Consider the following 24,545-nt stretch of genomic DNA (forward strand, 5'->3'; position numbering starts at 1 on the left):
CATTATCTTCTCATCTGACAAGGATATGTTGTGAACGGTGAATTGATTTGGGTTCTCTCTTTACTGGCGGTTGCCGTTGTGCTGTTTGCGACGGGCAAAGTACGTATGGATGCGGTGGCTTTATTCGTCATTGTTGCTTTTGTCCTTAGTGGTACCTTGACCCTTCCGGAAGCCTTTTCCGGCTTCAGCGATCCGAATGTCATTCTTATCGCCGCCTTATTTATTATTGGCGACGGTCTTGTGCGTACCGGCGTTGCTACGGTGGTCGGTACCTGGCTGGTTAAAATGGCGGGCAGCAGTGAAATCAAGATGCTGGTTTTACTGATGATCACTGTCGCCGGGCTTGGCGCTTTCATGAGTTCAACCGGCGTGGTGGCGATTTTTATCCCCGTTGTTCTTAGCGTTTCTATGCATATGCAGACCTCGCCTTCGCGCCTGATGATGCCGCTTAGCTTTGCCGGGCTTATCAGCGGAATGATGACGCTGGTGGCGACGCCGCCGAACCTGGTGGTTAACAGTGAACTGCTGCGTGAAGGCCTGCACGGGTTCAGCTTTTTTAGCGTGACGCCGCTGGGGGTAGTGGTGCTGGCGCTCGGCATTGTTTATATGCTGGTGATGCGCTTCATGCTAAAAGGCGATACGCCCGGACAACAGGCCGGTAAGCGGCGCACTTTCCGCGATCTTATCCGTGATTACCGCCTGACGGGACGCGCTCGCCGTCTGGCGATTCGCCCCGGTTCGCCGATGGTGGGACAGCGGCTGGACGACCTTAAACTGCGCGAACGTTACGGCGCCAATGTTATCGGCGTTGAACGCTGGCGGCGCTTTCGGCGGGTTATCGTCAATGTGAACGGCGTATCGGAGTTTCGTGCTCGCGACGTTCTGCTGATTGATATGTCGGCGGCGGAGGTTGACCTCAGAGAGTTTTGCGCCGAACAACTGCTGGAACCGATGGTATTGCGTGGAGAATATTTTTCCGATCAGGCGTTAGATGTCGGAATGGCGGAAATTTCGCTTATTCCGGAGTCTGAACTGATAGGCAAGTCGGTGCGGGAAATCGCCTTCCGTACACGTTACGGGCTGAATGTGGTCGGCCTGAAACGCGACGGCGTCGCGCTGGAAGGATCGCTGGCCGATGAGCCGTTATTGATGGGCGATATCATTCTGGTTGTGGGGAACTGGAAGTTAATCAGCCAGCTTGGGCAAAAAGGTCGCGACTTTGTGGTGCTGAATATGCCGGTCGAGGTCAGCGAAGCCTCTCCAGCGCACAGCCAGGCGCCGCACGCCATTTTCTGCCTGGTACTTATGGTGGCGCTGATGTTAACCGATGAAATTCCCAACCCGATCGCGGCGATTATCGCCTGCCTGCTGATGGGGAAATTTCGCTGTATTGATGCTGAAAGCGCCTATAAAGCGATCCACTGGCCGAGTATTATTTTGATTGTGGGTATGATGCCGTTTGCGCTGGCGTTGCAAAAAACCGGCGGCGTCTCTCTGGTGGTGAAAGGGTTAATGGATATCGGCGGCGGCTATGGGCCGTATATGATGCTGGGATGCCTGTTCGTGCTGTGCGCCGCCATAGGGTTGTTTATTTCTAACACGGCAACGGCGGTGCTGATGGCGCCGATTGCGCTGGCGGCGGCGAAGTCAATGGGCGTATCGCCCTATCCGTTTGCGATGGCGGTGGCGATGGCGGCATCCGCCGCCTTTATGACGCCGGTTTCATCGCCGGTCAATACGCTGGTTCTGGGGCCGGGAAACTATAGCTTTAGCGATTTTGTGAAGCTTGGCGTGCCGTTCACGCTTATTGTGATGGCGGTCTGTATTGTGATGATTCCGATGTTGTTCCCGTTTTAACCATAGGCTGGAAAATGCCTGATGGCGCTACGCTTATCAGGCCTACGCTGGTGAACGTTGCGCCACGCCGGATAAGGCACAGCCGCCATCCGGCAACTAAAGCGGTGAATCCTGGCTTATCTCGTCAAGAGAAAGATGGAAACTTGGCACGAACACCGCCATAAAATAGTCCATCTCCTGGCTACGACGTGATTCCAGCGTTTTTTCCAGCCGCGTTTTCGCCAGCAAAAACTCATTATTCCCCGCCGATAACTCTTCCAGACATTTCAGGTAGGCGCAAAGCGCATCGGCCTGTTTCACGATTGCCTGTTCTTCTTCGCTCCAGGCATTCTCATCAATAAGCGGTGCGAAAATATCGCGTAATTCATCCGGTGCCATATCAACCAGCTTTTGCTGGGCGATTTTTTCGATCGCTTTATATTCCTGGGCTATCTGGGAATTAAAATATTTTACCGGCGTTGGCAGATCGCCGGTCAGTACTTCCGAGGCATCGTGATACATCGCCAGAAGCGCGATACGTTCAGCATTGAGCTGACCGCCAAATTTACGGTTTTTTATCGCCGCCAACGCATGGGCGACCATCGCCACCTGCAGGCTATGTTCGGAGACGTTTTCCGTACGCACGTTACGCATCAGCGGCCAGCGGTTAATCAACTTCATGCGGGAGAGATGGGCGAAAAAATGGCTCTGCTTCATAGATTACCTTTTGTTTTCACTGCGGCAGACTTCATTGTGCGGGGAGGGAGATGAAGATGCAATTCAGGCTACCAAAGTAGCCTGAATTTAATATTATTGATGGTAGCCTGAGAGGAAGCGCCCAAAGCGGTTGATGGCCATCTCCAGGTCATCTTCACGTGGTAGCGTCACAATACGGAAGTGATCCGGCCACGGCCAGTTAAAGGCGGTCCCTTGCACCAGCAGCACCTTTTCCTGTAGCAGGAAGTCCAGCACCATCTTCTGGTCGTCGTGAATATTAAAACGTTTAGCGTCGATCCTGGGGAACATGTACAACGCGCCGCGCGGTTTCACGCAGGAAACGCCGGGGATATCGTTAATCAACTCCCAGGCGCGGTTACGTTGTTCATACAGACGACCGCCCGGCAGGATAAATTCGCTAATGCTTTGATAGCCGCCGAGCGCGGTCTGAATGGCGTGTTGCGCCGGGACGTTGGCACACAACCGCATTGAGGCTAACATCTCCAGCCCTTCAATATAGCCCTTCGCATGTTTTTTCGGCCCGTTCAATACCATCCAGCCCTGACGGAATCCGGCGACGCGATAGGTTTTAGACAGACCGTTAAAGGTGATAGTTAGCAGGTCAGGCGCCAGTGCGGCGATAGAGTGATGTTCGGCATCGTCATAGAGAATCTTGTCATAAATTTCATCGGCGAAGATGATGAGATTATGCTCGCGCGCAATGGTGACAATTTCCATCAACAATTCTTTAGAATAGACGGCGCCAGTAGGGTTGTTTGGATTAATAATGACAATGCCGCGCGTACGTGGGGTGATTTTGGCGCGGATATCGTCAAGATCCGGGAACCAGTCGGAAGATTCATCGCAAAGATAATGTACCGCCTTGCCGCTGGAAAGCGATACTGCCGCCGTCCATAATGGATAGTCGGGCGCGGGAACCAGCATTTCATCGCCACTGTTAAGCAATGCCTGCATCGCCTGAACGATCAGTTCGGAAACGCCGTTACCGATATAGATATCTTCCACGGTCACATCGCGCATTCCACGGGCCTGATAATGCTGCATAATCGCTTTACGGGCGGAATAAAGCCCTTTCGAGTCGCAATATCCTTGCGCCGTCGGCAAATTACGAATGACATCGACCAGAATTTCGTCCGGCGCTTCGAATCCGAAGGGGGCAGGGTTGCCGATATTCAGTTTAAGAACTTTATTACCTTCTTCTTCAAGGCGTTTCGCTTCTTTCAGAACGGGACCACGAATGTCATAACAGACATTTTCGAGTTTGCTGGATTTTTCAATGGGGGACATGAATCTTGACCTTTTAGCTGTTATTGCCACTCCCTGCCGTGGAAGTCAGCACGAAACAATGTACTCCCACGACGGTGAGTTTTGAAGAGTTGGCAGAAGAAGAATTTGTTTATTTTTAACGCGCTTTCTCGTTGTTTAAAACTCTACAAAATCATTTTTACAGGTTTATTTTCTGTTTTTATTCATACATGTGGTTTTTTATTCTGCTTTATTGCTTGTGATGTGGTGTTTTATTTTGCTGAAAGTTGTCTGTTTTATGAGAGATAAGCATTCATCATTAGTGTAGCGTCGGCTATTTCGGAAATACTGAGCATTAACGGTGAAATGAGAAGGTTAGACCTTTCCGGCGCTAGGCGGTGTGAAACTATTGTTAAGTATAATTAATGAATGGTGGAAATCTTAATTAATTATTATTTAATATTTAAAAAGCATTTACTAAAGCCGTAATAATATCTTGCTGGTCCGATTAGTATAACATATCCCAGATTAAGATTATTCGTAATAATACTTATAAATATAGCGGTTTTAGGTTAAGATAATGATCCGAAACGGGGGCGTAGTCTGCGTTGTCTGCTAATTTTTATGACGCGAGTTTATACATAACCTATTGTTCAATATATTGTTTTTGTATCATTGCATGTCAGTAAACTATTTGACGCTGTTACAAAATTTACACGTCCATCATTAGCAGAAATCTGTAGACGCCTAAAGGTATGACACATTCTCTTCGATATATCCCGATAGGTTGCATTCGGTATTATATCGGCAAGTAAGAGAAGTGTTTTGGTCGTATTTTCAATTACATTCTAACATTTACCTGGGTAACCAGGTGGTACTGCGAAGGATGCACATTACAAATGGAATTGCTTGTTTCTGAATGCACAGCATTAACCAGGTCAGCCCGATATGACCCGCCAGTAAGTGAAAAATTATGATAAATGCAAATCGTCCGATAATTAACCTCGATCTCGATCTGCTGAGAACGTTCGTGGCTGTTGCCGATCTGAACACCTTCGCCGCGGCGGCTGCTGCGGTATGTCGTACTCAGTCTGCGGTCAGTCAGCAAATGCAGCGTCTTGAGCAACTCGTGGGAAAGGAATTGTTCGCCCGCCATGGTCGTAACAAACTTTTGACCGAACACGGTATCCAGCTTCTGGGGTACGCCAGAAAAATCCTGCGTTTTAATGATGAAGCGTGTTCATCATTAATGTTTAGTAATCTTCAGGGGGTGTTAACAATCGGCGCTTCTGATGAATCAGCTGACACTATCCTGCCTTTTTTGCTTAGCCGAATTAGCTCGGTTTATCCGAAGCTCGCACTTGATGTACGGGTAAAACGCAACGCCTATATGGTGGACATGGTTAAATCGCAGGAAGTGGATTTGGTGGTGACGACTAACCAACCTCACTCGCTGGACTGTCTCAATCTGCGGACATCGCCTACCCATTGGTATTGTGCGGCTGAATATGTTTTGCAAAGGGGAGAACCTATACCATTAGTGCTGCTGGACGATCCCAGCCCATTCCGCGATATGGTGCTGGAGACGTTAAATGCAGCGGGTATTTCCTGGCGGCTGGCCTACGTGGCGTCGACATTACCGGCGGTACGTGCGGCCGTTAAAGCCGGTCTTGGCGTAACGGCTCGACCTGTCGAGATGATGAGTCCCGACCTACGCGTGTTGGGCGCCGCAGACGGATTACCGCCTTTGCCGGATACGGAATATCTATTGTGCCGCGATCCTGATAGTCAGAATGAGCTGGCGATGGTGATTTTCCATGCGATGGAAAGCTATCAAAACCCGTGGCATTATAATCAGTTTTCTGCAGAAGGCGGAGATGATTCGCTGATGGTTGAGGGCGGTTTTGAATAGATCGCAGGGAAATTGCGCTAAGCCGTAAATGTAAAAAAGAGCCGCTGGCGATGAAAAAACGCCCAGTGGCTCTTTTTTTGCGTCTATCTGTACTATCTTAATAGCACAAATTGTAAAAGACACGGTAAATCAGCCAGTAGCGATTCGCTGTTTACTGTGGGTAAATAATAACCGGAACAGCCATTTTATGAATTTGTATGTTAAAAAACTAGAGAAATTGTTGCTGTTTTACGGGGTGAATTAACAAAAGCGTGTCACAGATCAAGAAAATACTCCCATTTAGGGGGAGGCATCTTCACAAATTCCTGTCAAAATAGGTGGGTGTTATCTCTTTATCTTCACAACGGACACGATTCAACAACATAAAATCCCCGTGGTCGGGTAGGCATTTTCTCCAGGGTGGCATTTAATGTTAATGACAATGAATTGATGTAAACTAATGTGAAGGAACTTTTGTTAAAGTTGACAAAAGGTTATAGAAAGGAGTAAAAAACCACATCAATTAGCTGTTTTTACCATTTTCTACAGTAATTGTAGGGTTTTTTTTATTCCTCCCCATGAATCGATGTGGCGTCCATCTGCCGTAAAGAGCAGTGAAACTGGCGCTACTTTTGATGAGTAAGCAATGAGTATGTCAACATCCACTGAAGTCATCGCTCATCACTGGGCATTCGCTATCTTTCTTATCGTTGCCATTGGCCTGTGCTGCCTGATGCTGGTAGGCGGTTGGTTTTTAGGCGGTCGCGCACGCGCGAGGCACAAAAACATTCCGTTTGAATCAGGTATCGACTCGGTCGGCACCGCCCGCTTACGCCTGTCTGCCAAGTTTTACCTGGTAGCCATGTTCTTCGTTATCTTCGACGTTGAAGCGCTGTATCTGTTCGCATGGTCGACTTCTATCCGCGAAAGCGGCTGGGTTGGCTTTGTGGAAGCTGCAATTTTTATTTTTGTGTTACTGGCTGGTCTGGTTTATCTGGCGCGTATTGGCGCGTTGGACTGGACGCCCGCGCGTTCACGCCGCGAGCGTATGAACCCGGAAACGAACAGTATCGCTAATCGTCAACGCTAACCGCGAGGCATTAAGATGGATTATACGCTCACCCGCATAGATCCTAACGGTGAGAATGACCGTTACCCCCTGCAAAAACAGGAGATCGTAACTGACCCCCTGGAGCAGGAAGTTAACAAAAACGTGTTTATGGGCAAGCTGCATGACATGGTTAACTGGGGCCGTAAAAACTCAATTTGGCCCTACAACTTCGGCCTTTCTTGCTGCTATGTAGAGATGGTGACTTCTTTTACCGCAGTACATGACGTTGCCCGTTTCGGTGCGGAAGTGTTGCGTGCGTCGCCACGTCAGGCTGACCTGATGGTGGTGGCCGGTACCTGCTTTACCAAAATGGCCCCGGTTATTCAGCGTCTGTATGACCAAATGCTGGAGCCTAAATGGGTAATTTCTATGGGTGCCTGCGCTAACTCCGGCGGCATGTACGATATTTATTCGGTAGTGCAGGGCGTTGATAAATTTATCCCGGTGGATGTATATATCCCAGGCTGTCCGCCGCGTCCGGAAGCATATATGCAGGCGTTGATGCTGCTGCAAGAATCGATTGGCAAAGAGCGCCGTCCGCTCTCATGGGTGGTAGGCGATCAGGGCGTATATCGCGCCAATATGCAGCCAGAACGCGAACGTAAACGCGGCGAGCGTATTGCCGTCACGAACCTGCGTACCCCGGACGAGATTTAATTTGCGCCTGTCGGCAGCAGCACTTCACTTCGCTAACCACTATTTTAATAGCGCGAAGCACTGCCGACCACCACGGACCATTTGCAATGGTGAACAATATGACCGACTTAACCGCGCAAGACGCTGCATGGAGTACCCGCGATCATCTTGATGATCCGGTTATCGGCGAACTGCGCAACCGTTTTGGGCCGGATGCCTTTACCGTTCAGGCGACCCGCACCGGTGTCCCCGTTGTTTGGGTCAAGCGTGAACAATTACTGGAGGTTGGCGATTTCTTAAAGAAACTGCCGAAACCTTACGTCATGCTGTTTGACTTACACGGCATGGATGAACGCCTGCGTACGCACCGTGACGGGTTACCCGCCGCGGATTTTTCCGTTTTCTACCACCTGATTTCTATTGAGCGTAATCGCGATATCATGCTCAAGGTGGCGTTGTCTGAAAACGACCTGCGCGTGCCGACCTTCACCAAACTTTTCCCTAACGCCAACTGGTATGAGCGTGAGACCTGGGAGATGTTTGGTATTGATATCGAAGGTCACCCGCATCTGACGCGCATCATGATGCCGCAAACCTGGGAAGGCCATCCGCTGCGTAAAGATTATCCGGCGCGCGCGACCGAATTCGACCCGTTTGAGCTGACCAAAGCCAAGCAGGATCTGGAGATGGAAGCGCTGACCTTTAAGCCGGAAGACTGGGGGATGAAGCGCGGGACTGACAACGAGGACTTTATGTTCCTCAACCTCGGCCCGAACCACCCGTCTGCACACGGTGCGTTCCGTATTATCCTGCAACTTGACGGCGAAGAAATCGTCGACTGCGTGCCGGATATCGGCTATCACCATCGCGGCGCCGAAAAAATGGGCGAGCGCCAGTCCTGGCATAGCTACATTCCCTATACCGACCGTATCGAATACCTTGGCGGCTGCGTCAATGAAATGCCGTACGTGCTGGCGGTGGAAAAACTGGCAGGGATCACCGTCCCGGATCGCGTTAACGTCATCCGCGTGATGCTCTCCGAGCTGTTCCGCATTAACAGTCATCTACTGTACATCTCGACCTTTATTCAGGACGTCGGCGCGATGACGCCAGTCTTCTTTGCGTTTACCGACCGGCAGAAGATTTATGACCTGGTGGAGGCGATCACCGGTTTCCGTATGCACCCGGCCTGGTTCCGTATCGGCGGCGTCGCGCACGACTTGCCGCGCGGTTGGGATCGCCTGCTGCGAGAGTTCCTTGAGTGGATGCCGAAGCGTCTGGATTCTTACGAGAAAGCCGCGCTGCGTAACACCATTCTGAAAGGGCGTTCGCAGGGCGTTGCCGCTTACGGCGCGAAAGAGGCGCTGGAGTGGGGCACCACCGGCGCAGGGCTGCGCGCGACCGGGATCGACTTCGACGTACGTAAATGGCGTCCATACTCTGGTTATGAAAACTTTGACTTTGAAGTGCCGGTGGGCGGCGGCGTTTCCGACTGCTATACCCGCGTGATGCTGAAAGTGGAAGAGCTGCGCCAGAGTCTGCGCATTCTTCAGCAGTGCCTTGATAACATGCCGGAAGGCCCGTTCAAAGCGGATCACCCGCTGACCACGCCGCCGCCGAAAGAGCGCACGCTGCAACATATCGAAACCCTGATCACCCACTTCCTGCAGGTCTCCTGGGGCCCGGTGATGCCGGCGCAGGAGTCCTTCCAGATGGTGGAAGCGACTAAAGGGATTAACAGTTACTACCTGACCAGCGACGGCAGCACTATGAGCTACCGTACCCGCGTGCGCACGCCGAGCTTTGCGCACCTGCAGCAGATTCCCTCGGCGATCCGCGGTAGCCTGGTCTCCGACCTGATTGTCTATCTGGGTAGTATCGATTTTGTTATGTCAGATGTGGACCGCTAATTATGCACGAGAATCAACAACCACAAACCGAGGCTTTTGAGCTGAGTGCGGCAGAGCGTGAAGCGATAGAGCACGAGAAGCACCACTACGAAGACCCGCGTGCGGCGTCCATTGAAGCGCTGAAAATCGTTCAGAAGCAGCGTGGCTGGGTGCCGGACGGCGCGATCTACGCTATTGCCGATGTGCTGGGTATTCCGGCGAGCGACGTCGAAGGCGTCGCCACATTCTACAGCCAGATCTTCCGTCAGCCGGTCGGTCGCCACGTGATTCGCTACTGCGACAGCGTGGTGTGCCATATCACCGGCTATCAAGGGATTCAGGCCGCGCTGGAAAAAAATCTCAACATCAAACCGGGGCAGACGACCTTTGATGGTCGCTTTACGCTGCTGCCGACCTGCTGCCTGGGGAATTGCGATAAAGGGCCGAACATGATGATTGATGAGGATACTCACAGCCATCTGACTCCGGAAGCCATTCCTGAACTACTGGAGCGGTATAAATGAAAAACGTTATCCGTACTCCCGAAACCCATCCGCTGACCTGGCGTCTGCGCGATGACAAACAGCCGGTCTGGCTGGACGAATATCGTAGCAAAAACGGCTACGAAGGCGCGCGTAAAGCGTTGACCGGCCTGTCTCCGGATGAAATCGTCAGCCAGGTAAAAGACGCTGGTCTGAAAGGACGCGGCGGCGCGGGCTTTTCCACCGGTCTCAAGTGGAGTCTGATGCCGAAAGACGAATCCATGAACATCCGTTACCTGCTGTGTAACGCTGATGAAATGGAGCCGGGCACTTATAAAGACCGTCTGCTGATGGAACAACTGCCGCACCTGCTGGTGGAGGGGATGCTGATCTCCGCGTTCGCACTGAAAGCGTATCGCGGTTACATCTTCCTGCGCGGCGAATATATCGAAGCGGCTGTACATCTGCGCCGTGCGATTGCTGAAGCAACCGAGGCCGGGCTGCTTGGCAAAAATATCATGGGCACCGGGTTCGACTTCGAACTGTTTGTCCACACCGGGGCAGGGCGTTACATCTGCGGTGAAGAAACTGCGCTTATCAACTCCCTCGAAGGCCGCCGCGCGAACCCGCGCTCCAAGCCGCCCTTCCCGGCGACCTCCGGCGTATGGGGCAAGCCGACCTGTGTGAACAACGTCGAAACGTTGTGCAACGTCCCGGCAATCCTCGCCAACGGTGTGGAGTGGTACCAGAACATCTCGAAAAGCAAAGATGCGGGTACCAAGCTGATGGGCTTCTCGGGCCGCGTGAAGAATCCGGGCCTCTGGGAATTACCGTTCGGCACTACCGCGCGCGAGATCCTCGAAGATTACGCGGGCGGTATGCGCGATGGCCTGAAATTCAAAGCCTGGCAACCGGGCGGGGCGGGAACCGACTTCCTGACCGAGGCGCATCTTGACCTGCCGATGGAATTCGAAAGCATCGGTAAAGCGGGGAGCCGTCTGGGGACCGCGCTGGCGATGGCGGTAGACCACGAAATCGGCATGGTATCGCTGGTGCGTAACCTGGAAGAGTTCTTTGCCCGCGAATCTTGCGGCTGGTGTACGCCATGCCGCGACGGGCTGCCGTGGAGCGTGAAAATTCTGCGCGCGCTGGAGCGCGGCGAAGGCCAGCCGGGGGATATCGAGACACTTGAGCAACTGTGTCGTTTCCTCGGACCGGGTAAAACCTTTTGCGCACATGCGCCGGGCGCGGTTGAGCCACTGCAAAGCGCAATTAAGTATTTCCGCGAAGAATTCGAAGCTGGCATCAAGCAGCCGTTCAGCAATACCCATTTAATCAATGGTATTCAGCCGAACCTGCTCAAAGAGCGCTGGTGAGTTAACGATTTTTAATTTGGAAGCATGCTAATGGCTACGATTCATGTAGACGGCAAAGAATACGAGGTCAACGGCGCGGACAACCTGCTACAGGCATGTCTGTCCCTCGGCCTTGATATTCCGTATTTTTGCTGGCACCCGGCGCTGGGAAGCGTCGGTGCTTGCCGCCAGTGTGCGGTGAAGCAATACCAAAACGCGGAAGATACGCGTGGTCGCCTGGTGATGTCCTGTATGACGCCAGCCACCGACGGTACTTTTATCTCTATTGACGACGAAGAAGCGAAACAGTTCCGTGAAAGCGTGGTGGAGTGGCTGATGACCAACCACCCGCACGACTGTCCGGTCTGTGAAGAGGGTGGTAACTGCCACCTTCAGGATATGACTGTGATGACGGGTCACAGCTTCCGCCGCTACCGTTTCACCAAACGTACCCATCGCAACCAGGATCTGGGGCCGTTCATCTCTCACGAAATGAACCGCTGCATCGCCTGCTACCGTTGCGTGCGTTACTACAAAGATTATGCCGACGGCACCGATTTGGGCGTCTATGGCGCGCACGACAACGTCTACTTCGGGCGCCCGGAAGACGGCGTGCTGGAAAGCGAATTCTCCGGTAACCTGGTAGAAATTTGCCCGACCGGCGTCTTCACCGATAAAACGCACTCCGAGCGTTACAACCGTAAATGGGACATGCAGTTTGCGCCAAGCATCTGCCAGCAGTGTTCCATCGGTTGTAACATCAGCCCGGGCGAGCGCTATGGCGAATTGCGCCGCATCGAAAACCGTTACAACGGCACCGTTAACCACTACTTTCTCTGTGACCGCGGTCGTTTCGGCTATGGCTATGTGAACCTGAAAGACCGTCCGCGTCAGCCAGTTCAGCGCCGCGGCGATGACTTTATTACTCTCAACGCCGAGCAGGCGATGCAGGGCGCGGCGGATATCCTGCGCCAGTCGAAGAAAGTGATCGGTATCGGTTCGCCACGCGCCAGCATTGAGAGTAACTTTGCGCTACGCGAGCTGGTCGGCGCTGAGAATTTCTACACCGGTATCGCCCAGGGCGAGCAGGAACGTCTGCAACTGGCGCTGAAAGTGCTGCGAGAAGGCGGAATTTACACCCCGGCGTTGCGTGAGATCGAATCTTATGACGCGGTACTGGTATTGGGTGAAGATGTCACTCAGACCGGCGCGCGCGTTGCGCTGGCGGTACGCCAGGCGGTGAAAGGTAAAGCGCGTGAAATGGCGGCGGCGCAGAAAGTGGCCGACTGGCAGATTGCGGCCATCCTTAACATTGGTCAGCGTGCAAAGCATCCGCTGTTTGTCAGCAACGTCGACAGCACCCGTCTGGACGATATCGCTGCCTGGACCTATCGCGCGCCGGTTGAAAATCAGGCGCGCCTGGGGTTTGCGATTGCCCATGCGCTGGACAATACCGCGCCTGCGGTTGACGGCATCGACAGCGATCTGCAAAACAAAATTGATGTCATTGTTCAGGCGTTGGCCGGCGCGAAAAAACCGCTGATTATCTCCGGCACTAACGCCGGTAGCAGTGAGGTGATTCAGGCGGCCGCCAACGTGGCGAAAGCGCTGAAAGGCCGTGGCGCCGACGTCGGTATAACTATGATTGCCCGTTCCGTGAACAGTATGGGCCTGGGCATGATGGGCGGCGGTTCGCTTGACGATGCGCTGACCGAGCTGGAAACCGGCAGGGCGGACGCGGTGGTGGTGCTGGAAAACGATCTCCATCGTCATGCTTCCGCCGCCCGCGTGAACGCTGCGCTCTCCAAAGCGCCGCTGGTGATGGTGGTTGACCATCAGCGCACGGCGATTATGGAAAACGCTCATCTGGTGCTTTCCGCGGCGAGCTTTGCTGAAAGCGATGGTACGGTTATCAACAACGAAGGCCGCGCGCAGCGCTTCTTCCAGGTTTATGATCCGGCCTACTACGATAACAAGACGATTATGCTGGAAAGCTGGCGCTGGCTGCATTCGCTGCACAGCACCGTCGAAAACCGCGAAGTGGACTGGACGCAGCTTGACCACGTGATCGATGCGGTCATTGCCGCCATGCCGCAATTTGCCGGCATTAAAGACGCCGCGCCGGATGCGACATTCCGCATTCGTGGGCAGAAGCTGGCGCGCGAACCGCATCGTTACAGCGGTCGTACGGCGATGCGTGCCAATATCAGCGTGCACGAACCACGTCAGCCGCAGGATAAAGACACCATGTTTGCCTTCTCCATGGAAGGGAATAACCAACCGACTGCTCCGCGATCTGAAATTCCGTTCGCCTGGGCGCCGGGCTGGAACTCCCCGCAGGCGTGGAACAAATTCCAGGATGAAGTGGGCGGCAAACTGCGTCACGGCGATCCGGGCGTGCGTTTGATTGAAGCGACTGAGGGCGGTCTGGATTATTTCACTACCGTTCCGGCAAGCTTCCAGGCGCAGGACGGTCAGTGGCGTATTGCGCCGTACTACCACCTGTTTGGCAGCGACGAATTGTCTCAGCGTTCTCCGGTCTTCCAGAGCCGTATGCCGCAGCCGTATATCAAACTTAACCCGGCGGATGCCGCGAAGTTGGGGGTTAATGCCGGGACGTGCGTCTCCTTTAGCTACGATGGCAATACGGTGACGCTGCCGGTTGAAATCTCTGAAGGGTTAGCGGCAGGGCAGGTAGGGCTGCCGATGGGTATGCCTGGCATCGCGCCGGTTCTGGCTGGCGCGCGTCTTGAGGATCTGCGGGAGGCGCAACAATGAGTTGGATTACACCGGATCTGATTGAGATCCTGCTGAGCATTCTCAAAGCGGTGGTGATTCTGCTGGTGGTCGTCACCTGCGGGGCCTTCATGAGCTTTGGCGAACGTCGTCTGCTGGGTCTGTTCCAGAACCGTTATGGACCAAACCGCGTTGGCTGGGGCGGCTCGCTCCAGTTAGTCGCGGACATGATCAAGATGTTCTTTAAAGAAGACTGGGTGCCGAAATTCTCGGATCGCGTCATCTTTACCCTGGCGCCGATGATCGCGTTTACTTCGCTGCTGCTCTCCTTCGCCATTGTGCCGGTTAGCCCCAACTGGGTGGTGGCCGATTTAAACATCGGGATTCTGTTTTTCCTGATGATGGCGGGTCTGGCGGTGTACGCGGTGCTATTCGCCGGTTGGTCGAGCAACAACAAATACTCGCTGCTGGGCGCGATGCGCGCGTCTGCCCAGACGGTGAGCTACGAAGTGTTCCTTGGTCTTTCCCTGATGGGCGTGGTGGCGCAGGCCGGTTCATTTAATATGACCGACATCGTCAATAACCAGGCACATCTGTGGAACGTGATTCCACAATTCTTTGGGTTTGTTACTTTTGCCATCGCGGGCGTAGCGGTCTGTCACCGTCACCCGTTTGACCAGCCGGAAGCCGAGCAGGAACTGGCGGACGGTTACCACATCGAGTATTCCGGTATGAAATTCGGTCTGTTCTTCGTGGGGGAGTACATCGGCATCGTCACCGTTTCCGCGCTGATGGTAACGTTGTTCTTCGGTGGCTGGCATGGCCCGTTCTTACCGCCATTCGTCTGGTTCGCGCTGAAAACCGCGTTCTTTATGATGATGTTCATTTTGATTCGTGCGTCGTTACCGCGTCCGCGTTATGACCAGGTAATGTCCTTCGGCTGGAAAGTCTGCTTGCCGCTGACGCTCATCAACTTGCTGGTAACGGCGGCTGTCATTCTGTGGCAGGCGCAATAAGGGACACAAAGACCATGACCTTAAAAGAATTATTAGTAGGTTTCGGCACTCAGGTACGCAGTATCTGGATGATCGGCCTGCATGCGTTCGCGAAACGCGAAACGCAGATGTATCCGGAAGAGCCGGTCTATTTACCGCCCCGTTACCGTGGCCGTATCGTGCTCACGCGCGACCCGGACGGTGAAGAGCGCTGCGTTGCCTGTAACCTGTGTGCGGTAGCCTGTCCGGTAGGCTGTATCTCTCTGCAAAAAGCGGAGACCAAAGATGGCCGCTGGTATCCGGAATTTTTCCGCATAAACTTCTCACGCTGCATCTTCTGCGGCCTGTGCGAAGAAGCGTGCCCGACCACGGCGATCCAGTTGACCCCGGACTTCGAACTGGGCGAATACAAACGTCAGGATCTGGTGTACGAAAAAGAGGATCTGCTGATTTCCGGTCCGGGCAAATACCCGGAATATAACTTCTACCGGATGGCGGGTATGGCAATCGACGGCAAAGATAAAGGCGAAGCAGAGAACGAAGCCAAGCCTATCGACGTCAAGAGCCTGTTACCGTAAGGAGAGGGCAATGGAATTCGCTTTTTATATCTGTGGCCTGATAGCCATCCTCGCGACCCTGCGAGTGATCACCCATACCAATCCGGTACACGCGCTGTTGTATCTGGTGATATCGCTACTGGCGATTTCCGGGGTGTTCTTTTCGCTGGGCGCTTACTTTGCCGGTGCACTGGAAATTATCGTCTACGCAGGCGCCATCATGGTGCTGTTTGTTTTCGTGGTGATGATGCTCAACCTCGGCGGCAGCGAAATCGAACAGGAACGCCAGTGGTTGAAGCCGCAGGTGTGGATTGGTCCGGCGATTTTGTCGGCCATCATGCTGGCGGTCATTGTGTACGCCATTCTGGGCGTTAACGACCAGGGTATCGACGGCACGCCGATTAGCGCGAAAGCGGTAGGCATTACGCTGTTCGGGCCCTATGTTCTGGCGGTCGAACTGGCGTCTATGCTGCTGCTGGCAGGCCTGGTGGTGGCGTTCCACGTCGGTCGTGAAGAGCGTGCGGGCGAAGTGCTGAGTAATCGCGCCGATGACCGTGCGAAAAGAAAAACGGAGGAGCGCGCATGATCCCTTTAACACATGGACTGATCCTCGCTGCGATTTTATTCGTCCTGGGTTTAACCGGTCTGGTTATCCGCCGCAATCTGCTGTTTATGCTGATCGGGCTGGAAATCATGATTAACGCCTCCGCGCTGGCCTTTGTGGTCGCCGGGAGCTACTGGGGCCAGACCGATGGTCAGGTGATGTACATTCTCGCCATCAGCCTTGCGGCTGCGGAAGCGAGTATTGGACTTGCGCTGTTGCTGCAACTCCATCGCCGTCGCCAGAACCTGAACATCGATTCAGTAAGTGAGATGCGTGGATGAACATGCTTGCCTTAACCATTATTCTGCCATTGATTGGCTTTGTACTGCTGGCGTTCTCTCGCGGACGCTGGTCGGAAAATCTCTCCGCGACCATCGGCGTGGGCTCCGTTGGTCTGGCGGCGCTGGTGACGGCGTTTGTCGGGATGGATTTCTTTGCCAACGGTAAACAGACGTTCAGCCAGCCGCTGTGGACGTGGATGTCGGTCGGTAACTTCAACATCGGTTTTAACCTGGTGCTGGATGGTCTGTCGCTGACCATGCTCTCTGTGGTCACCGGTGTCGGCTTCTTGATCCATATGTTCGCCTCCTGGTACATGCGCGGAGAAGAGGGCTACTCCCGCTTCTTCGCTTATACCAACCTGTTTATCGCCAGCATGGTCGTTCTGGTGTTGTCCGATAACCTGCTGTTGATGTACCTCGGCTGGGAAGGCGTGGGCCTGTGTTCCTATCTGTTGATCGGCTTCTACTACAGCGATCCGAAGAACGGCGCGGCGGCGATGAAAGCGTTTGTCGTCACTCGTGTGGGCGACGTCTTCCTCGCCTTTGCGCTGTTCATTCTGTACAACGAACTGGGCACGCTAAACTTCCGCGAAATGGTGGAGCTGGCGCCAGCGCACTTTGCTGACGGCAACAACATGCTGATGTGGGCGACGCTGATGCTGCTGGGCGGCGCGGTCGGTAAGTCTGCGCAGCTACCGTTGCAGACCTGGCTTGCCGACGCGATGGCTGGTCCGACGCCGGTCTCCGCATTGATCCACGCCGCAACCATGGTGACTGCGGGCGTTTACCTGATCGCCCGTACTCATGGCCTGTTCCTGATGACCCCGGAAATTCTGCATCTGGTGGGCATTATCGGGGCGATTACGCTGGTAATGGCGGGTTTCGCCGCGCTGGTGCAGACCGACATCAAACGCGTGCTGGCCTATTCCACCATGAGTCAGATTGGCTACATGTTCCTGGCGCTGGGCGTGCAGGCGTGGGATGCGGCGATTTTCCATTTGATGACTCACGCCTTCTTTAAAGCGCTACTGTTCCTGGCGTCCGGCTCGGTGATTCTGGCCTGCCATCACGAACAGAACATCTTTAAGATGGGCGGTCTGCGTAAGTCCATTCCGCTGGTGTATGCCTGCTTCCTGGTGGGCGGCGCGGCGCTGTCGGCGCTGCCGCTGGTCACTGCGGGCTTCTTCAGTAAGGATGAGATCCTGGCCGGCGCCATGGCGAACGGTCATATCAATCTGATGGTGGCAGGTTTGGTCGGCGCGTTCATGACCTCCTTGTACACCTTCCGGATGATTTTCATCGTATTCCACGGTAAAGAACAAATTCATGCTCATGCAGGGAAGGGGATTACCCACCATCTGCCGCTGATTGTCCTGATGATCCTGTCCACCTTCATTGGCGCGCTGATTGTGCCGCCATTGCAGGGGGTGCTACCGCAGACAACTGAACTGGCGCATGGTCGTGTGTTGAGCCTGGAGATTACCTCTGGCGTGGTGGCGATTGCGGGCATCCTGATTGCCGCATGGCTGTGGCTGGGCAAACGCACGCTTGTGACGTCGATCGCCAACAGCGCGCCGGGCCGTCTGCTGGGTACCTGGTGGTATAACGCCTGGGGTTTTGACTGGCTGTACGACAAAGTATTCGTCAAGCCATTCCTCGGTATCGCCTGGCTGCTGAAGCGCGACCCGCTTAATGCGTTGATGAACATTCCGGCTATCCTTTCCCGTTTTGCAGGCAAAGGCCTGGTACTGAGCGAGAACGGTTATTTGCGCTGGTATGTGGCATCCATGAGCATCGGCGCGGTTGTGGTGCTGGCGCTGCTGATGGTACTGCGTTGAGTTTGTTGGCTGAGTGAATATACCCGGCGTTGCGCCGGGTCTGTGAACTAAGAATAAATTTTAGGTAACTGTTCCTGAAGTACAGGCGTCATCGGCGAAGTCAGACCGGATACCGCCAGCGCACAGCAACCGGAGCGTACTGAAGTACGTGAGGATGATTCGCGAAGCTCACCCCTACGGGGCCGTCCTTACGGACGTTCAAAACGCGATGCGTTTTGTGCGAGCACTGGCAGGATTCGGGCTGGCAAGTGAGATAGCCTGAGCAGGAGTAAATATAAGGGACATACTTAGCTATGTTATTACCCTGGTTGATACTAATCCCCTTTATCGGCGGCTTTCTGTGCTGGCAGACCGAACGCTTTGGCGTGAAGGTGCCGCGCTGGATCGCGCTGATTACTATGGGTCTGACGCTGGCGCTCGGCCTGCAACTGTGGTTGCAGGGCGGCTATTCACTGACGCAATCTGCCGGTATTCCACAGTGGCAATCTGAATTTGTCCTGCCGTGGATCCCGCGTTTTGGCATCTCTATCCATCTGGCGCTCGACGGACTGTCGCTGCTAATGGTGGTGCTGACCGGCCTGCTCGGCGTTCTGGCGGTACTTTGCTCCTGGCGAGAAATCGAAAAATATCAGGGCTTTTTCCACCTGAACCTGATGTGGATTCTGGGCGGCGTTATCGGCGTGTTCCTGGCCATCGACATGTTCCTGTTCTTCTTCTTCTGGGAAATGATGCTGGTGCCGATGTACTTCCTGATCGCGCTGTGGGGCCACAAAGCTTCTGACGGTAAAACGCGTATCACGGCGGCCACCAAGTTCTTCATCTACACCCAGGCGAGTGGTCTGGTGATGCTGATTGCCATCCTGGCGCTGGTCTTTGTGCATTACAACGCGACCGGCGTCTGGACCTTCAATTACGAAGAACTCTTGAATACGCCGATGTCTCATGGCGTGGAATACCTGCTGATGCTGGGCTTCTTCATCGCTTTTGCGGTGAAAATGCCGGTGGTTCCGCTGCATGGCTGGCTGCCGGATGCGCACTCCCAGGCGCCGACAGCCGGTTCCGTCGACCTGGCCGGTATCTTGCTGAAAACTGCCGCTTACGGTCTGCTGCGTTTCTCCCTGCCGCTGTTCCCGAACGCGTCGGCGGAGTTTGCGCCCATCGCCATGTGGTTGGGCGTCATCGGCATCTTCTACGGCGCGTGGATGGCCTTTACCCAGTACGACATCAAGCGCCTGATCGCTTATACCTCCGTTTCCCACATGGGCTTCGTGCTGATCGCTATCTACACCGGCAGTCAACTAGCGTACCAGGGCGCGGTGATTCAGATGATTGCGCACGGTCTGTCCGCGGCGGGTCTGTTTATTCTGTGTGGCCAGTTGTACGAACGTCTGCATACGCGTGACATGCGTATGATGGGCGGCCTGTGGGGCAAAATGAAATGGTTGCCTGCGCTGTCAATGTTCTTTGCGGTGGCGACGCTCGGGATGCCGGGCACCGGTAATTTTGTCGGCGAATTTATGATTCTGTTCGGCAGCTACCAGGTGGTGCCGGTGATTACCGTTATCTCCACCTTTGGGCTGGTATTCGCTTCTGTATACTCGCTGGCGATGCTGCATCGCGCTTACTTTGGTAAAGCGAAGAGCCAAATTGCCAGCCAGGAACTGCCAGGGATGTCGCTGCGCGAGCTGTTTATCATTCTGTTGCTGGTGGTGCTTCTGGTACTGCTTGGCTTCTATCCGCAGCCGATTCTGGATACCTCGCATTCTGCGATGAGCAACATCCAGCAGTGGTTTGTTAATTCCGTTACTACTACAAGGCCGTAAATCGCCATGACAATAACTCCACAACACCTGATTGCGCTGCTACCGCTGCTGATCGTCGGCTTGACGGTGGTGGTTGTGATGCTCTCCATTGCGTGGCGACGCAATCACTTCCTCAATGCCACGCTGTCGGTCATTGGGCTTAACGCTGCGCTGGTTTCGCTTTGGTTTGTCGGTCAGGCCGGGGCAATGGACGTCACGCCGCTGATGCGCGTTGACGGCTTTGCGATGCTCTACACCGGGCTGGTTCTGCTGGCGAGCCTCGCTACCTGCACCTTTGCCTACCCGTGGCTTGAAGGCTATAACGATAACCAGGAAGAGTTCTACCTGCTGGTGTTAATCGCCAGCCTGGGGGGAATTCTGCTGGCAAACGCCAACCACCTGGCGGCGCTGTTCCTCGGTATTGAACTGATCTCGCTGCCTCTGTTTGGCCTGATTGGTTATGCTTTCCGCCAGAAACGCTCTCTGGAAGCCAGTATCAAATACACCATCCTCTCCGCTGCCGCCTCGTCTTTCCTGCTGTTCGGGATGGCGTTGGTCTATGCGCAGTCCGGCAACTTGTCTTTCGAAGCGCTCGGTAAGAGCCTTGGTGATGGTATGCTGCACGAGCCGTTGCTGCTGGCGGGCTTTGGCCTGATGATTGTCGGTCTGGGCTTTAAACTCTCTCTGGTGCCGTTCCACCTGTGGACGCCAGACGTTTACCAGGGCGCGCCTGCGCCGGTTTCCACCTTCCTGGCGACAGCGAGCAAAATTGCTATCTTCGGCGTGGTGATGCGTCTGTTCCTGTATGCGCCGGTAGGCGACAGCGAAGCGGTACGTGTGGTGCTGGGCATTATCGCCTTTGCCTCTATCATCTTCGGTAACCTGATGGCGCTGAGCCAGACCAACATCAAACGTCTGCTCGGTTACTCTTCTATCTCTCACCTCGGTTATCTGCTGGTGGCGCTGATTGCCCTGCAGAGCGGCGAAATGTCGATGGAAGCGGTAGGCGTTTATCTGGCCGGTTATCTGTTCAGCAGCCTCGGTGCGTTTGGCGTGGTCAGCCTGATGTCCAGCCCGTTCCGTGGCCCGGATGCCGATTCCCTGTACTCTTATCGTGGTCTGTTCTGGCATCGTCCGGTTCTTGCTGCGGTGATGACGGTGATGATGCTGTCGTTGGCAGGTATCCCGATGACGTTGGGCTTTATCGGCAAATTCTACGTGCTGGCGGTTGGCGTTCAGGCCAGCCTGTGGTGGCTGGTCGCCGCGGTGGTGGTCGGTTCCGCGATTGGTTTGTACTACTACCTGCGCGTTGCCGTGAGTCTTTACCTGCACGCGCCGCAGCAACCGGGGCGCGACGCGCCGACAAACTGGCAATACAGCGCAGGCGGTATCGTGGTGCTGATCTCCGCGTTGCTGGTGCTGGTACTGGGCGTCTGGCCGCAGCCGTTGATTAGCCTTGTGCAGTTAGCGACGCCGTTGATGTAAGCAATAAGTAAAAACGAAAAACCCGCTTCACGAAGCGGGTTTTTTTATTATCTGATGTAATGCTTTGAAATGACTATGGACTGTAGGTCGGATAAGGCGCTTGCGCCGCCATCCGGCATGTAAGGCCTTAGCGACCGGAATTTAACTTAGCAACTGTCGGCTCACCAGCGGGCCGCTGATGTTTTGCGCCGCGCGTTCCATCACTTCCTGTATCACTGAAGAGAGTTCATTGATTTCAAACTTTGCGACGTAGCCGTCGGCCTTCACCTTACGTACATGATCTTCGTTGGCGCTGCCGGAAAGGGAAGAGTGAATAACGACCGGGATCTTTTTCAGCCGTTCATCGGTTTTAATTTTACGTGTTAACGTAAAGCCATCCATCTCCGGCATCTCAAGATCTGTCAGGACCAGCGCGATTTTTTCGCTAATGGGCTTACCTTCGGTTTCCGCTTCCTGCGCCAGTTGCTGGATTTTCTCCCATGCATCCTTGCCAGTCACATGCATTTGATGCGGAATTTCCATCGCATTCAGCCCTTTTTCCAGCATCGCGCGGGCGACTTTGGAGTCTTCCGCCACAATGGCTACCGCGCCTGGGGTAATAGTAAATTTATTGGTTTTCAGATTAGTAGCGCGAAGATCGTGGCTGGAGGGCACAATATCATAAAGGATCTGTTCGACATCAAGCACCAGCGCCAGATTATTGGTCTCTTTGTCTTCGTCCAGACAGGCGATGCTGGTGATATAACGTCCGTTGACGGCTTTCTCGGCGGTATGCACCTGCTTCCAGTCAAGACGCATAATATTTTCCACCGACTCGACGGCAAATGCCTGTACGCTGCGCGCATATTCGGTGATCAGCAAAATATTCAGTCCGGTTTCCGGCTTGCAGCCCGCTACCGCAGGCAAATCAATTACCGGAATCACCTGATCCCGAATATTGACCATACCCAACAGTGGCGCTTTCATGCCTGCCGGGCGCGTAAAGGCGGGCATCGGTACGATTTCGCGCAGCTTAAATACATTGATGCCGAACAGCTCTGACTTCTGTTCATGCAGCGATGTACCAAGACGGAATAACAGCAGTTCAAAACGGTTGGACAGGGTTAAATTCGCCCTGTCATCAATATCTTTCTGGAAATTGTCCATCCTAACCTCATTATGAAAGCCTGCCTTTTTTAGTGTTATCGGCATGAAAGCCTGCCTTTTTTAGTGTTATCGGCAATGAGGACAAAAAATGGAGCGCTAAACCGGGAAAACAGAAAAATCGTAAGCCAGTTCCGTCGCCGGGAAAATAGCGCGGCATTCCGCCAGTAATCGCTGACAGCCTTTATCGTCATAGCGTGAGCTAATGTGGGTCATGATCAGTCGACCGACGGCGGCTTCCCGCGCCAGCGTCGCGGTTTGACGTGTGGAGCTGTGTCCGCGAGCGTTGGCTTTCTCCTCCATTGACGCATCCAGCGTGGTTTCATGTACCATCACATCCACACCCTGCGCCAACGCGAGGGCGGCCTCGCAGGGCGCGGTATCGCCGAAAATCGCCACTGATTTCCCGGCCACGGCGGGAGCAAGGTAGTCGGCGCCATTGATCTGCCTTCCATCGGCAAGCGTGACGGTTTTTCCTGCCTTCAACGCCTGAAACAGCGGGCCGGGCGTAACGCCTGCGGCTTTTAACGCCCTGGCATTCAGCGCGCCGGGCTTGTCATGTTCAACAACGCGATATCCGTAGCACTCCAGGGGATGCTCCAGCCTGAACGCGGTCACTTTACGCAGGCCGTCGTCAAGAATATCGCCTGCGCTAATTTCTTCAATTTGCAACGGAAAATCGGTCCATGAACCGCTAAGGCGCAGCGTGGTTGCAATAAACTCACGCACGCCCTGAGGTCCGTATACGGTGAGCGGATGGGGATTACCCGCCATCGACCGGCTGCATAGCAGACCCGGCAGGCCAAACAGATGATCTCCGTGAAGATGGCTGATAAAAATGCGCTCAAGCTTACCGGGATGAAAGGCGGTATTAAGCATTTGATGCTGTGTCCCTTCGCCGCAATCAAAAAGCCATACTCCCGGCTGCGTTGGATGTTGCAGATGTAATAAAATTGCCGTTACATTGCGTGAGCGCGTGGGAACGCCTGCGGACGTACCTAAAAAAATGAATTCCATCTTGTCCATACACGTTTGGTTATCGTTTAACCCAAGATTACCACAACACAGGAGCGCATCATGATTCACTGGCAGGATCTTCACCATAGCGAACTTACCGTTCCTCAACTTTACGCGTTACTCAAATTGCGCTGCGCGGTCTTTGTGGTAGAACAGCGCTGTCCTTACCTGGATGTGGATGGCGATGATTTAGTCGGCGACAATCGGCATATTCTGGGCTGGCATCAGGATGAGCTGGTGGCGTATGCGAGGATTCTGAAAAGCGATAACGAATCAGACCCGGTTGTCATTGGCCGGGTGATCGTCAGCGACGCCTGGCGAGGGGCGAAACTGGGCCAGCAATTAATGGCGAAAACGCTGGAGTCCTGTGGGCGGTACTGGCCGAATAAGCCGCTATATCTGGGAGCGCAGGCGCATCTGCAACCTTTTTATGCGCGGTTTGGTTTTATTCCGGTCACCGATGTTTATGACGAAGACGGCATTCCGCACCGGGGAATGGCGCGGGAGGTTCATCAGGCATAAACCGAAACCGTTGACTATAGTTAGGAGCAGGTGTTAACACAACGGAGAATGAGAATGTCATATCAATTTGGTGAATCACGCGTTGATGATGATCTGACTTTGCTCAGCGAAACGCTGGAAGAGATTTTACGTTCCTCAGGCGATCCCGCCGATCAAAAATACATTGAGCTGAAAGCCCGCGCGGAACAAGCGCTGGAAGAGGTGAAAAACCGCGTAAGCCATGCGTCGGATAGCTATTATTACCGGGCAAAGCAGGCCGTTTACAAAGCGGATGACTACGTTCATGAAAAACCCTGGCAGGGTATTGGCGTAGGCGCGGCGGTAGGGCTGGTGCTTGGATTGCTGCTGGCGCGGCGCTAAATCCCCCCAACTGAACAGAATC

General features: G+C 54.0%; 22 protein-coding genes. 18 read left to right on the forward strand and 4 right to left on the reverse strand.

Features of this window, described 5'->3' with window-relative positions; genetic code table 11:
- Window positions 1–30: 30 nt before the first annotated feature.
- Window positions 31–1,857, forward strand: a complete 1,827-nt coding sequence (locus AC3G3F_RS14420; protein WP_053530042.1) for an SLC13 family permease — start codon at window positions 31–33, stop codon at window positions 1,855–1,857.
- A 96-nt stretch (window positions 1,858–1,953) separates the two neighbouring features.
- On the opposite strand, the gene yfbR is transcribed toward AC3G3F_RS14420, so the two are convergent.
- Both yfbR and alaA read right to left on the reverse strand, forming a co-directional pair.
- A complete protein-coding gene (gene yfbR, locus AC3G3F_RS14425) occupies window positions 1,954–2,553 on the reverse strand; it encodes a 5'-deoxynucleotidase (RefSeq protein WP_488395208.1) in 600 nt (199 codons plus the stop codon).
- Window positions 2,554–2,646: 93 nt separating this feature from the next.
- The gene (alaA, locus tag AC3G3F_RS14430; RefSeq protein ID WP_000074543.1) at window positions 2,647–3,861 is read right to left on the reverse strand and encodes an alanine transaminase AlaA; all 1,215 of its coding nucleotides are present in this window, start codon (window positions 3,859–3,861) and stop codon (window positions 2,647–2,649) included.
- A gap of 931 nt (window positions 3,862–4,792) precedes the next feature.
- Here alaA and lrhA point away from each other — a divergent pair.
- From lrhA to nuoN, 15 genes are all read left to right on the forward strand, one after another.
- Window positions 4,793–5,731, forward strand: coding sequence for a transcriptional regulator LrhA (gene lrhA, locus AC3G3F_RS14435; RefSeq protein ID WP_023248510.1), 939 nt, complete (start codon window positions 4,793–4,795; stop codon window positions 5,729–5,731).
- 85 nt (window positions 5,732–5,816) lie between these two features.
- Window positions 5,817–5,975, forward strand: a complete 159-nt coding sequence (locus AC3G3F_RS14440; RefSeq protein ID WP_044136415.1) for a hypothetical protein — start codon at window positions 5,817–5,819, stop codon at window positions 5,973–5,975.
- Between the two features lie 381 nt (window positions 5,976–6,356).
- The gene (gene nuoA, locus AC3G3F_RS14445; protein ID WP_023248509.1) at window positions 6,357–6,800 is read left to right on the forward strand and encodes an NADH-quinone oxidoreductase subunit NuoA; all 444 of its coding nucleotides are present in this window, start codon (window positions 6,357–6,359) and stop codon (window positions 6,798–6,800) included.
- A 15-nt stretch (window positions 6,801–6,815) separates the two neighbouring features.
- Window positions 6,816–7,478, forward strand: coding sequence for an NADH-quinone oxidoreductase subunit NuoB (gene nuoB, locus AC3G3F_RS14450; RefSeq protein WP_000386728.1), 663 nt, complete (start codon window positions 6,816–6,818; stop codon window positions 7,476–7,478).
- Between the two features lie 86 nt (window positions 7,479–7,564).
- Window positions 7,565–9,367, forward strand: a complete 1,803-nt coding sequence (nuoC, locus tag AC3G3F_RS14455) for an NADH-quinone oxidoreductase subunit C/D (protein WP_000247861.1) — start codon at window positions 7,565–7,567, stop codon at window positions 9,365–9,367.
- Window positions 9,368–9,369: 2 nt separating this feature from the next.
- Window positions 9,370–9,870 carry an NADH-quinone oxidoreductase subunit NuoE gene (gene nuoE, locus AC3G3F_RS14460; protein ID WP_000545038.1) on the forward strand — a complete coding sequence of 167 codons (501 nt, stop codon included), beginning with the start codon at window positions 9,370–9,372 and terminating at the stop codon, window positions 9,868–9,870.
- Window positions 9,867–11,204, forward strand: a complete 1,338-nt coding sequence (nuoF, locus tag AC3G3F_RS14465; protein WP_000800048.1) for an NADH-quinone oxidoreductase subunit NuoF — start codon at window positions 9,867–9,869, stop codon at window positions 11,202–11,204. The genes nuoE and nuoF overlap by 4 nt, the downstream gene beginning before the upstream one ends.
- 30 nt (window positions 11,205–11,234) lie before the next feature.
- Window positions 11,235–13,961 carry an NADH-quinone oxidoreductase subunit NuoG gene (gene nuoG / locus AC3G3F_RS14470; protein ID WP_023248508.1) on the forward strand — a complete coding sequence of 909 codons (2,727 nt, stop codon included), beginning with the start codon at window positions 11,235–11,237 and terminating at the stop codon, window positions 13,959–13,961.
- Window positions 13,958–14,935, forward strand: coding sequence for an NADH-quinone oxidoreductase subunit NuoH (nuoH, locus tag AC3G3F_RS14475; protein ID WP_000118518.1), 978 nt, complete (start codon window positions 13,958–13,960; stop codon window positions 14,933–14,935). Before nuoG ends, nuoH begins: the two co-directional genes overlap by 4 nt.
- Before the next feature lie 14 nt (window positions 14,936–14,949).
- Window positions 14,950–15,492 carry an NADH-quinone oxidoreductase subunit NuoI gene (gene nuoI / locus AC3G3F_RS14480; RefSeq protein ID WP_000172742.1) on the forward strand — a complete coding sequence of 181 codons (543 nt, stop codon included), beginning with the start codon at window positions 14,950–14,952 and terminating at the stop codon, window positions 15,490–15,492.
- Between the two features lie 10 nt (window positions 15,493–15,502).
- Window positions 15,503–16,057 carry an NADH-quinone oxidoreductase subunit J gene (nuoJ, locus tag AC3G3F_RS14485; protein WP_000393520.1) on the forward strand — a complete coding sequence of 185 codons (555 nt, stop codon included), beginning with the start codon at window positions 15,503–15,505 and terminating at the stop codon, window positions 16,055–16,057.
- A complete protein-coding gene (nuoK, locus tag AC3G3F_RS14490; RefSeq protein WP_000612687.1) occupies window positions 16,054–16,356 on the forward strand; it encodes an NADH-quinone oxidoreductase subunit NuoK in 303 nt (100 codons plus the stop codon). Before nuoJ ends, nuoK begins: the two co-directional genes overlap by 4 nt.
- On the forward strand, window positions 16,353–18,194 hold the full coding sequence (gene nuoL, locus AC3G3F_RS14495; protein ID WP_023248507.1) for an NADH-quinone oxidoreductase subunit L: 1,842 nt from the start codon (window positions 16,353–16,355) through the stop codon (window positions 18,192–18,194). The genes nuoK and nuoL overlap by 4 nt, the downstream gene beginning before the upstream one ends.
- 293 nt (window positions 18,195–18,487) lie before the next feature.
- Window positions 18,488–20,017 (forward strand): NADH-quinone oxidoreductase subunit M, encoded by a 1,530-nt coding sequence (gene nuoM / locus AC3G3F_RS14500; RefSeq protein WP_000926430.1) that lies wholly within the window; start codon window positions 18,488–18,490, stop codon window positions 20,015–20,017.
- Between the two features lie 6 nt (window positions 20,018–20,023).
- On the forward strand, window positions 20,024–21,481 hold the full coding sequence (gene nuoN / locus AC3G3F_RS14505) for an NADH-quinone oxidoreductase subunit NuoN (RefSeq protein ID WP_000156669.1): 1,458 nt from the start codon (window positions 20,024–20,026) through the stop codon (window positions 21,479–21,481).
- A 141-nt stretch (window positions 21,482–21,622) separates the two neighbouring features.
- Here the strand turns inward: nuoN and AC3G3F_RS14510 are convergent, their stop codons facing one another.
- Both AC3G3F_RS14510 and rbn read right to left on the reverse strand, forming a co-directional pair.
- Window positions 21,623–22,627, reverse strand: coding sequence for a chemotaxis protein (locus AC3G3F_RS14510; protein WP_023248506.1), 1,005 nt, complete (start codon window positions 22,625–22,627; stop codon window positions 21,623–21,625).
- A gap of 96 nt (window positions 22,628–22,723) precedes the next feature.
- Window positions 22,724–23,641 carry a ribonuclease BN gene (rbn, locus tag AC3G3F_RS14515; RefSeq protein WP_023248505.1) on the reverse strand — a complete coding sequence of 306 codons (918 nt, stop codon included), beginning with the start codon at window positions 23,639–23,641 and terminating at the stop codon, window positions 22,724–22,726.
- 60 nt (window positions 23,642–23,701) lie between these two features.
- Here rbn and AC3G3F_RS14520 point away from each other — a divergent pair, with 60 nt between their 5' ends.
- Together AC3G3F_RS14520 and elaB are read left to right on the forward strand one after the other, a co-directional pair.
- Window positions 23,702–24,163 carry a GNAT family N-acetyltransferase gene (locus AC3G3F_RS14520; protein WP_488395213.1) on the forward strand — a complete coding sequence of 154 codons (462 nt, stop codon included), beginning with the start codon at window positions 23,702–23,704 and terminating at the stop codon, window positions 24,161–24,163.
- A gap of 54 nt (window positions 24,164–24,217) precedes the next feature.
- On the forward strand, window positions 24,218–24,523 hold the full coding sequence (gene elaB / locus AC3G3F_RS14525) for a stress response protein ElaB (protein ID WP_001519663.1): 306 nt from the start codon (window positions 24,218–24,220) through the stop codon (window positions 24,521–24,523).
- The last annotated feature ends 22 nt before the right edge of the window (window positions 24,524–24,545 follow it).

The sequence above is a fragment of the Salmonella sp. FC25216 genome (assembly GCF_057751355.1).

What these genes read in the sequence shown, in the direction of transcription:
- yfbR (WP_488395208.1), bottom strand. Translation starts at nt 2,553, where the DNA reads ATGAAGCAGAGCCATTTTTTCGCCCATCTCTCCCGCATGAAGTTGATT.
- alaA (WP_000074543.1), bottom strand. Translation starts at nt 3,861, where the DNA reads ATGTCCCCCATTGAAAAATCCAGCAAACTCGAAAATGTCTGTTATGAC.
- lrhA (WP_023248510.1), top strand. Translation starts at nt 4,793, where the DNA reads ATGATAAATGCAAATCGTCCGATAATTAACCTCGATCTCGATCTGCTG.
- nuoA (WP_023248509.1), top strand. Translation starts at nt 6,357, where the DNA reads ATGAGTATGTCAACATCCACTGAAGTCATCGCTCATCACTGGGCATTC.
- nuoB (WP_000386728.1), top strand. Translation starts at nt 6,816, where the DNA reads ATGGATTATACGCTCACCCGCATAGATCCTAACGGTGAGAATGACCGT.
- nuoC (WP_000247861.1), top strand. Translation starts at nt 7,565, where the DNA reads ATGGTGAACAATATGACCGACTTAACCGCGCAAGACGCTGCATGGAGT.
- nuoE (WP_000545038.1), top strand. Translation starts at nt 9,370, where the DNA reads ATGCACGAGAATCAACAACCACAAACCGAGGCTTTTGAGCTGAGTGCG.
- nuoF (WP_000800048.1), top strand. Translation starts at nt 9,867, where the DNA reads ATGAAAAACGTTATCCGTACTCCCGAAACCCATCCGCTGACCTGGCGT.
- nuoG (WP_023248508.1), top strand. Translation starts at nt 11,235, where the DNA reads ATGGCTACGATTCATGTAGACGGCAAAGAATACGAGGTCAACGGCGCG.
- nuoH (WP_000118518.1), top strand. Translation starts at nt 13,958, where the DNA reads ATGAGTTGGATTACACCGGATCTGATTGAGATCCTGCTGAGCATTCTC.
- nuoI (WP_000172742.1), top strand. Translation starts at nt 14,950, where the DNA reads ATGACCTTAAAAGAATTATTAGTAGGTTTCGGCACTCAGGTACGCAGT.
- nuoJ (WP_000393520.1), top strand. Translation starts at nt 15,503, where the DNA reads ATGGAATTCGCTTTTTATATCTGTGGCCTGATAGCCATCCTCGCGACC.
- nuoK (WP_000612687.1), top strand. Translation starts at nt 16,054, where the DNA reads ATGATCCCTTTAACACATGGACTGATCCTCGCTGCGATTTTATTCGTC.
- nuoL (WP_023248507.1), top strand. Translation starts at nt 16,353, where the DNA reads ATGAACATGCTTGCCTTAACCATTATTCTGCCATTGATTGGCTTTGTA.
- nuoM (WP_000926430.1), top strand. Translation starts at nt 18,488, where the DNA reads ATGTTATTACCCTGGTTGATACTAATCCCCTTTATCGGCGGCTTTCTG.
- nuoN (WP_000156669.1), top strand. Translation starts at nt 20,024, where the DNA reads ATGACAATAACTCCACAACACCTGATTGCGCTGCTACCGCTGCTGATC.
- AC3G3F_RS14510 (WP_023248506.1), bottom strand. Translation starts at nt 22,627, where the DNA reads ATGGACAATTTCCAGAAAGATATTGATGACAGGGCGAATTTAACCCTG.
- rbn (WP_023248505.1), bottom strand. Translation starts at nt 23,641, where the DNA reads ATGGAATTCATTTTTTTAGGTACGTCCGCAGGCGTTCCCACGCGCTCA.
- AC3G3F_RS14520 (WP_488395213.1), top strand. Translation starts at nt 23,702, where the DNA reads ATGATTCACTGGCAGGATCTTCACCATAGCGAACTTACCGTTCCTCAA.
- elaB (WP_001519663.1), top strand. Translation starts at nt 24,218, where the DNA reads ATGTCATATCAATTTGGTGAATCACGCGTTGATGATGATCTGACTTTG.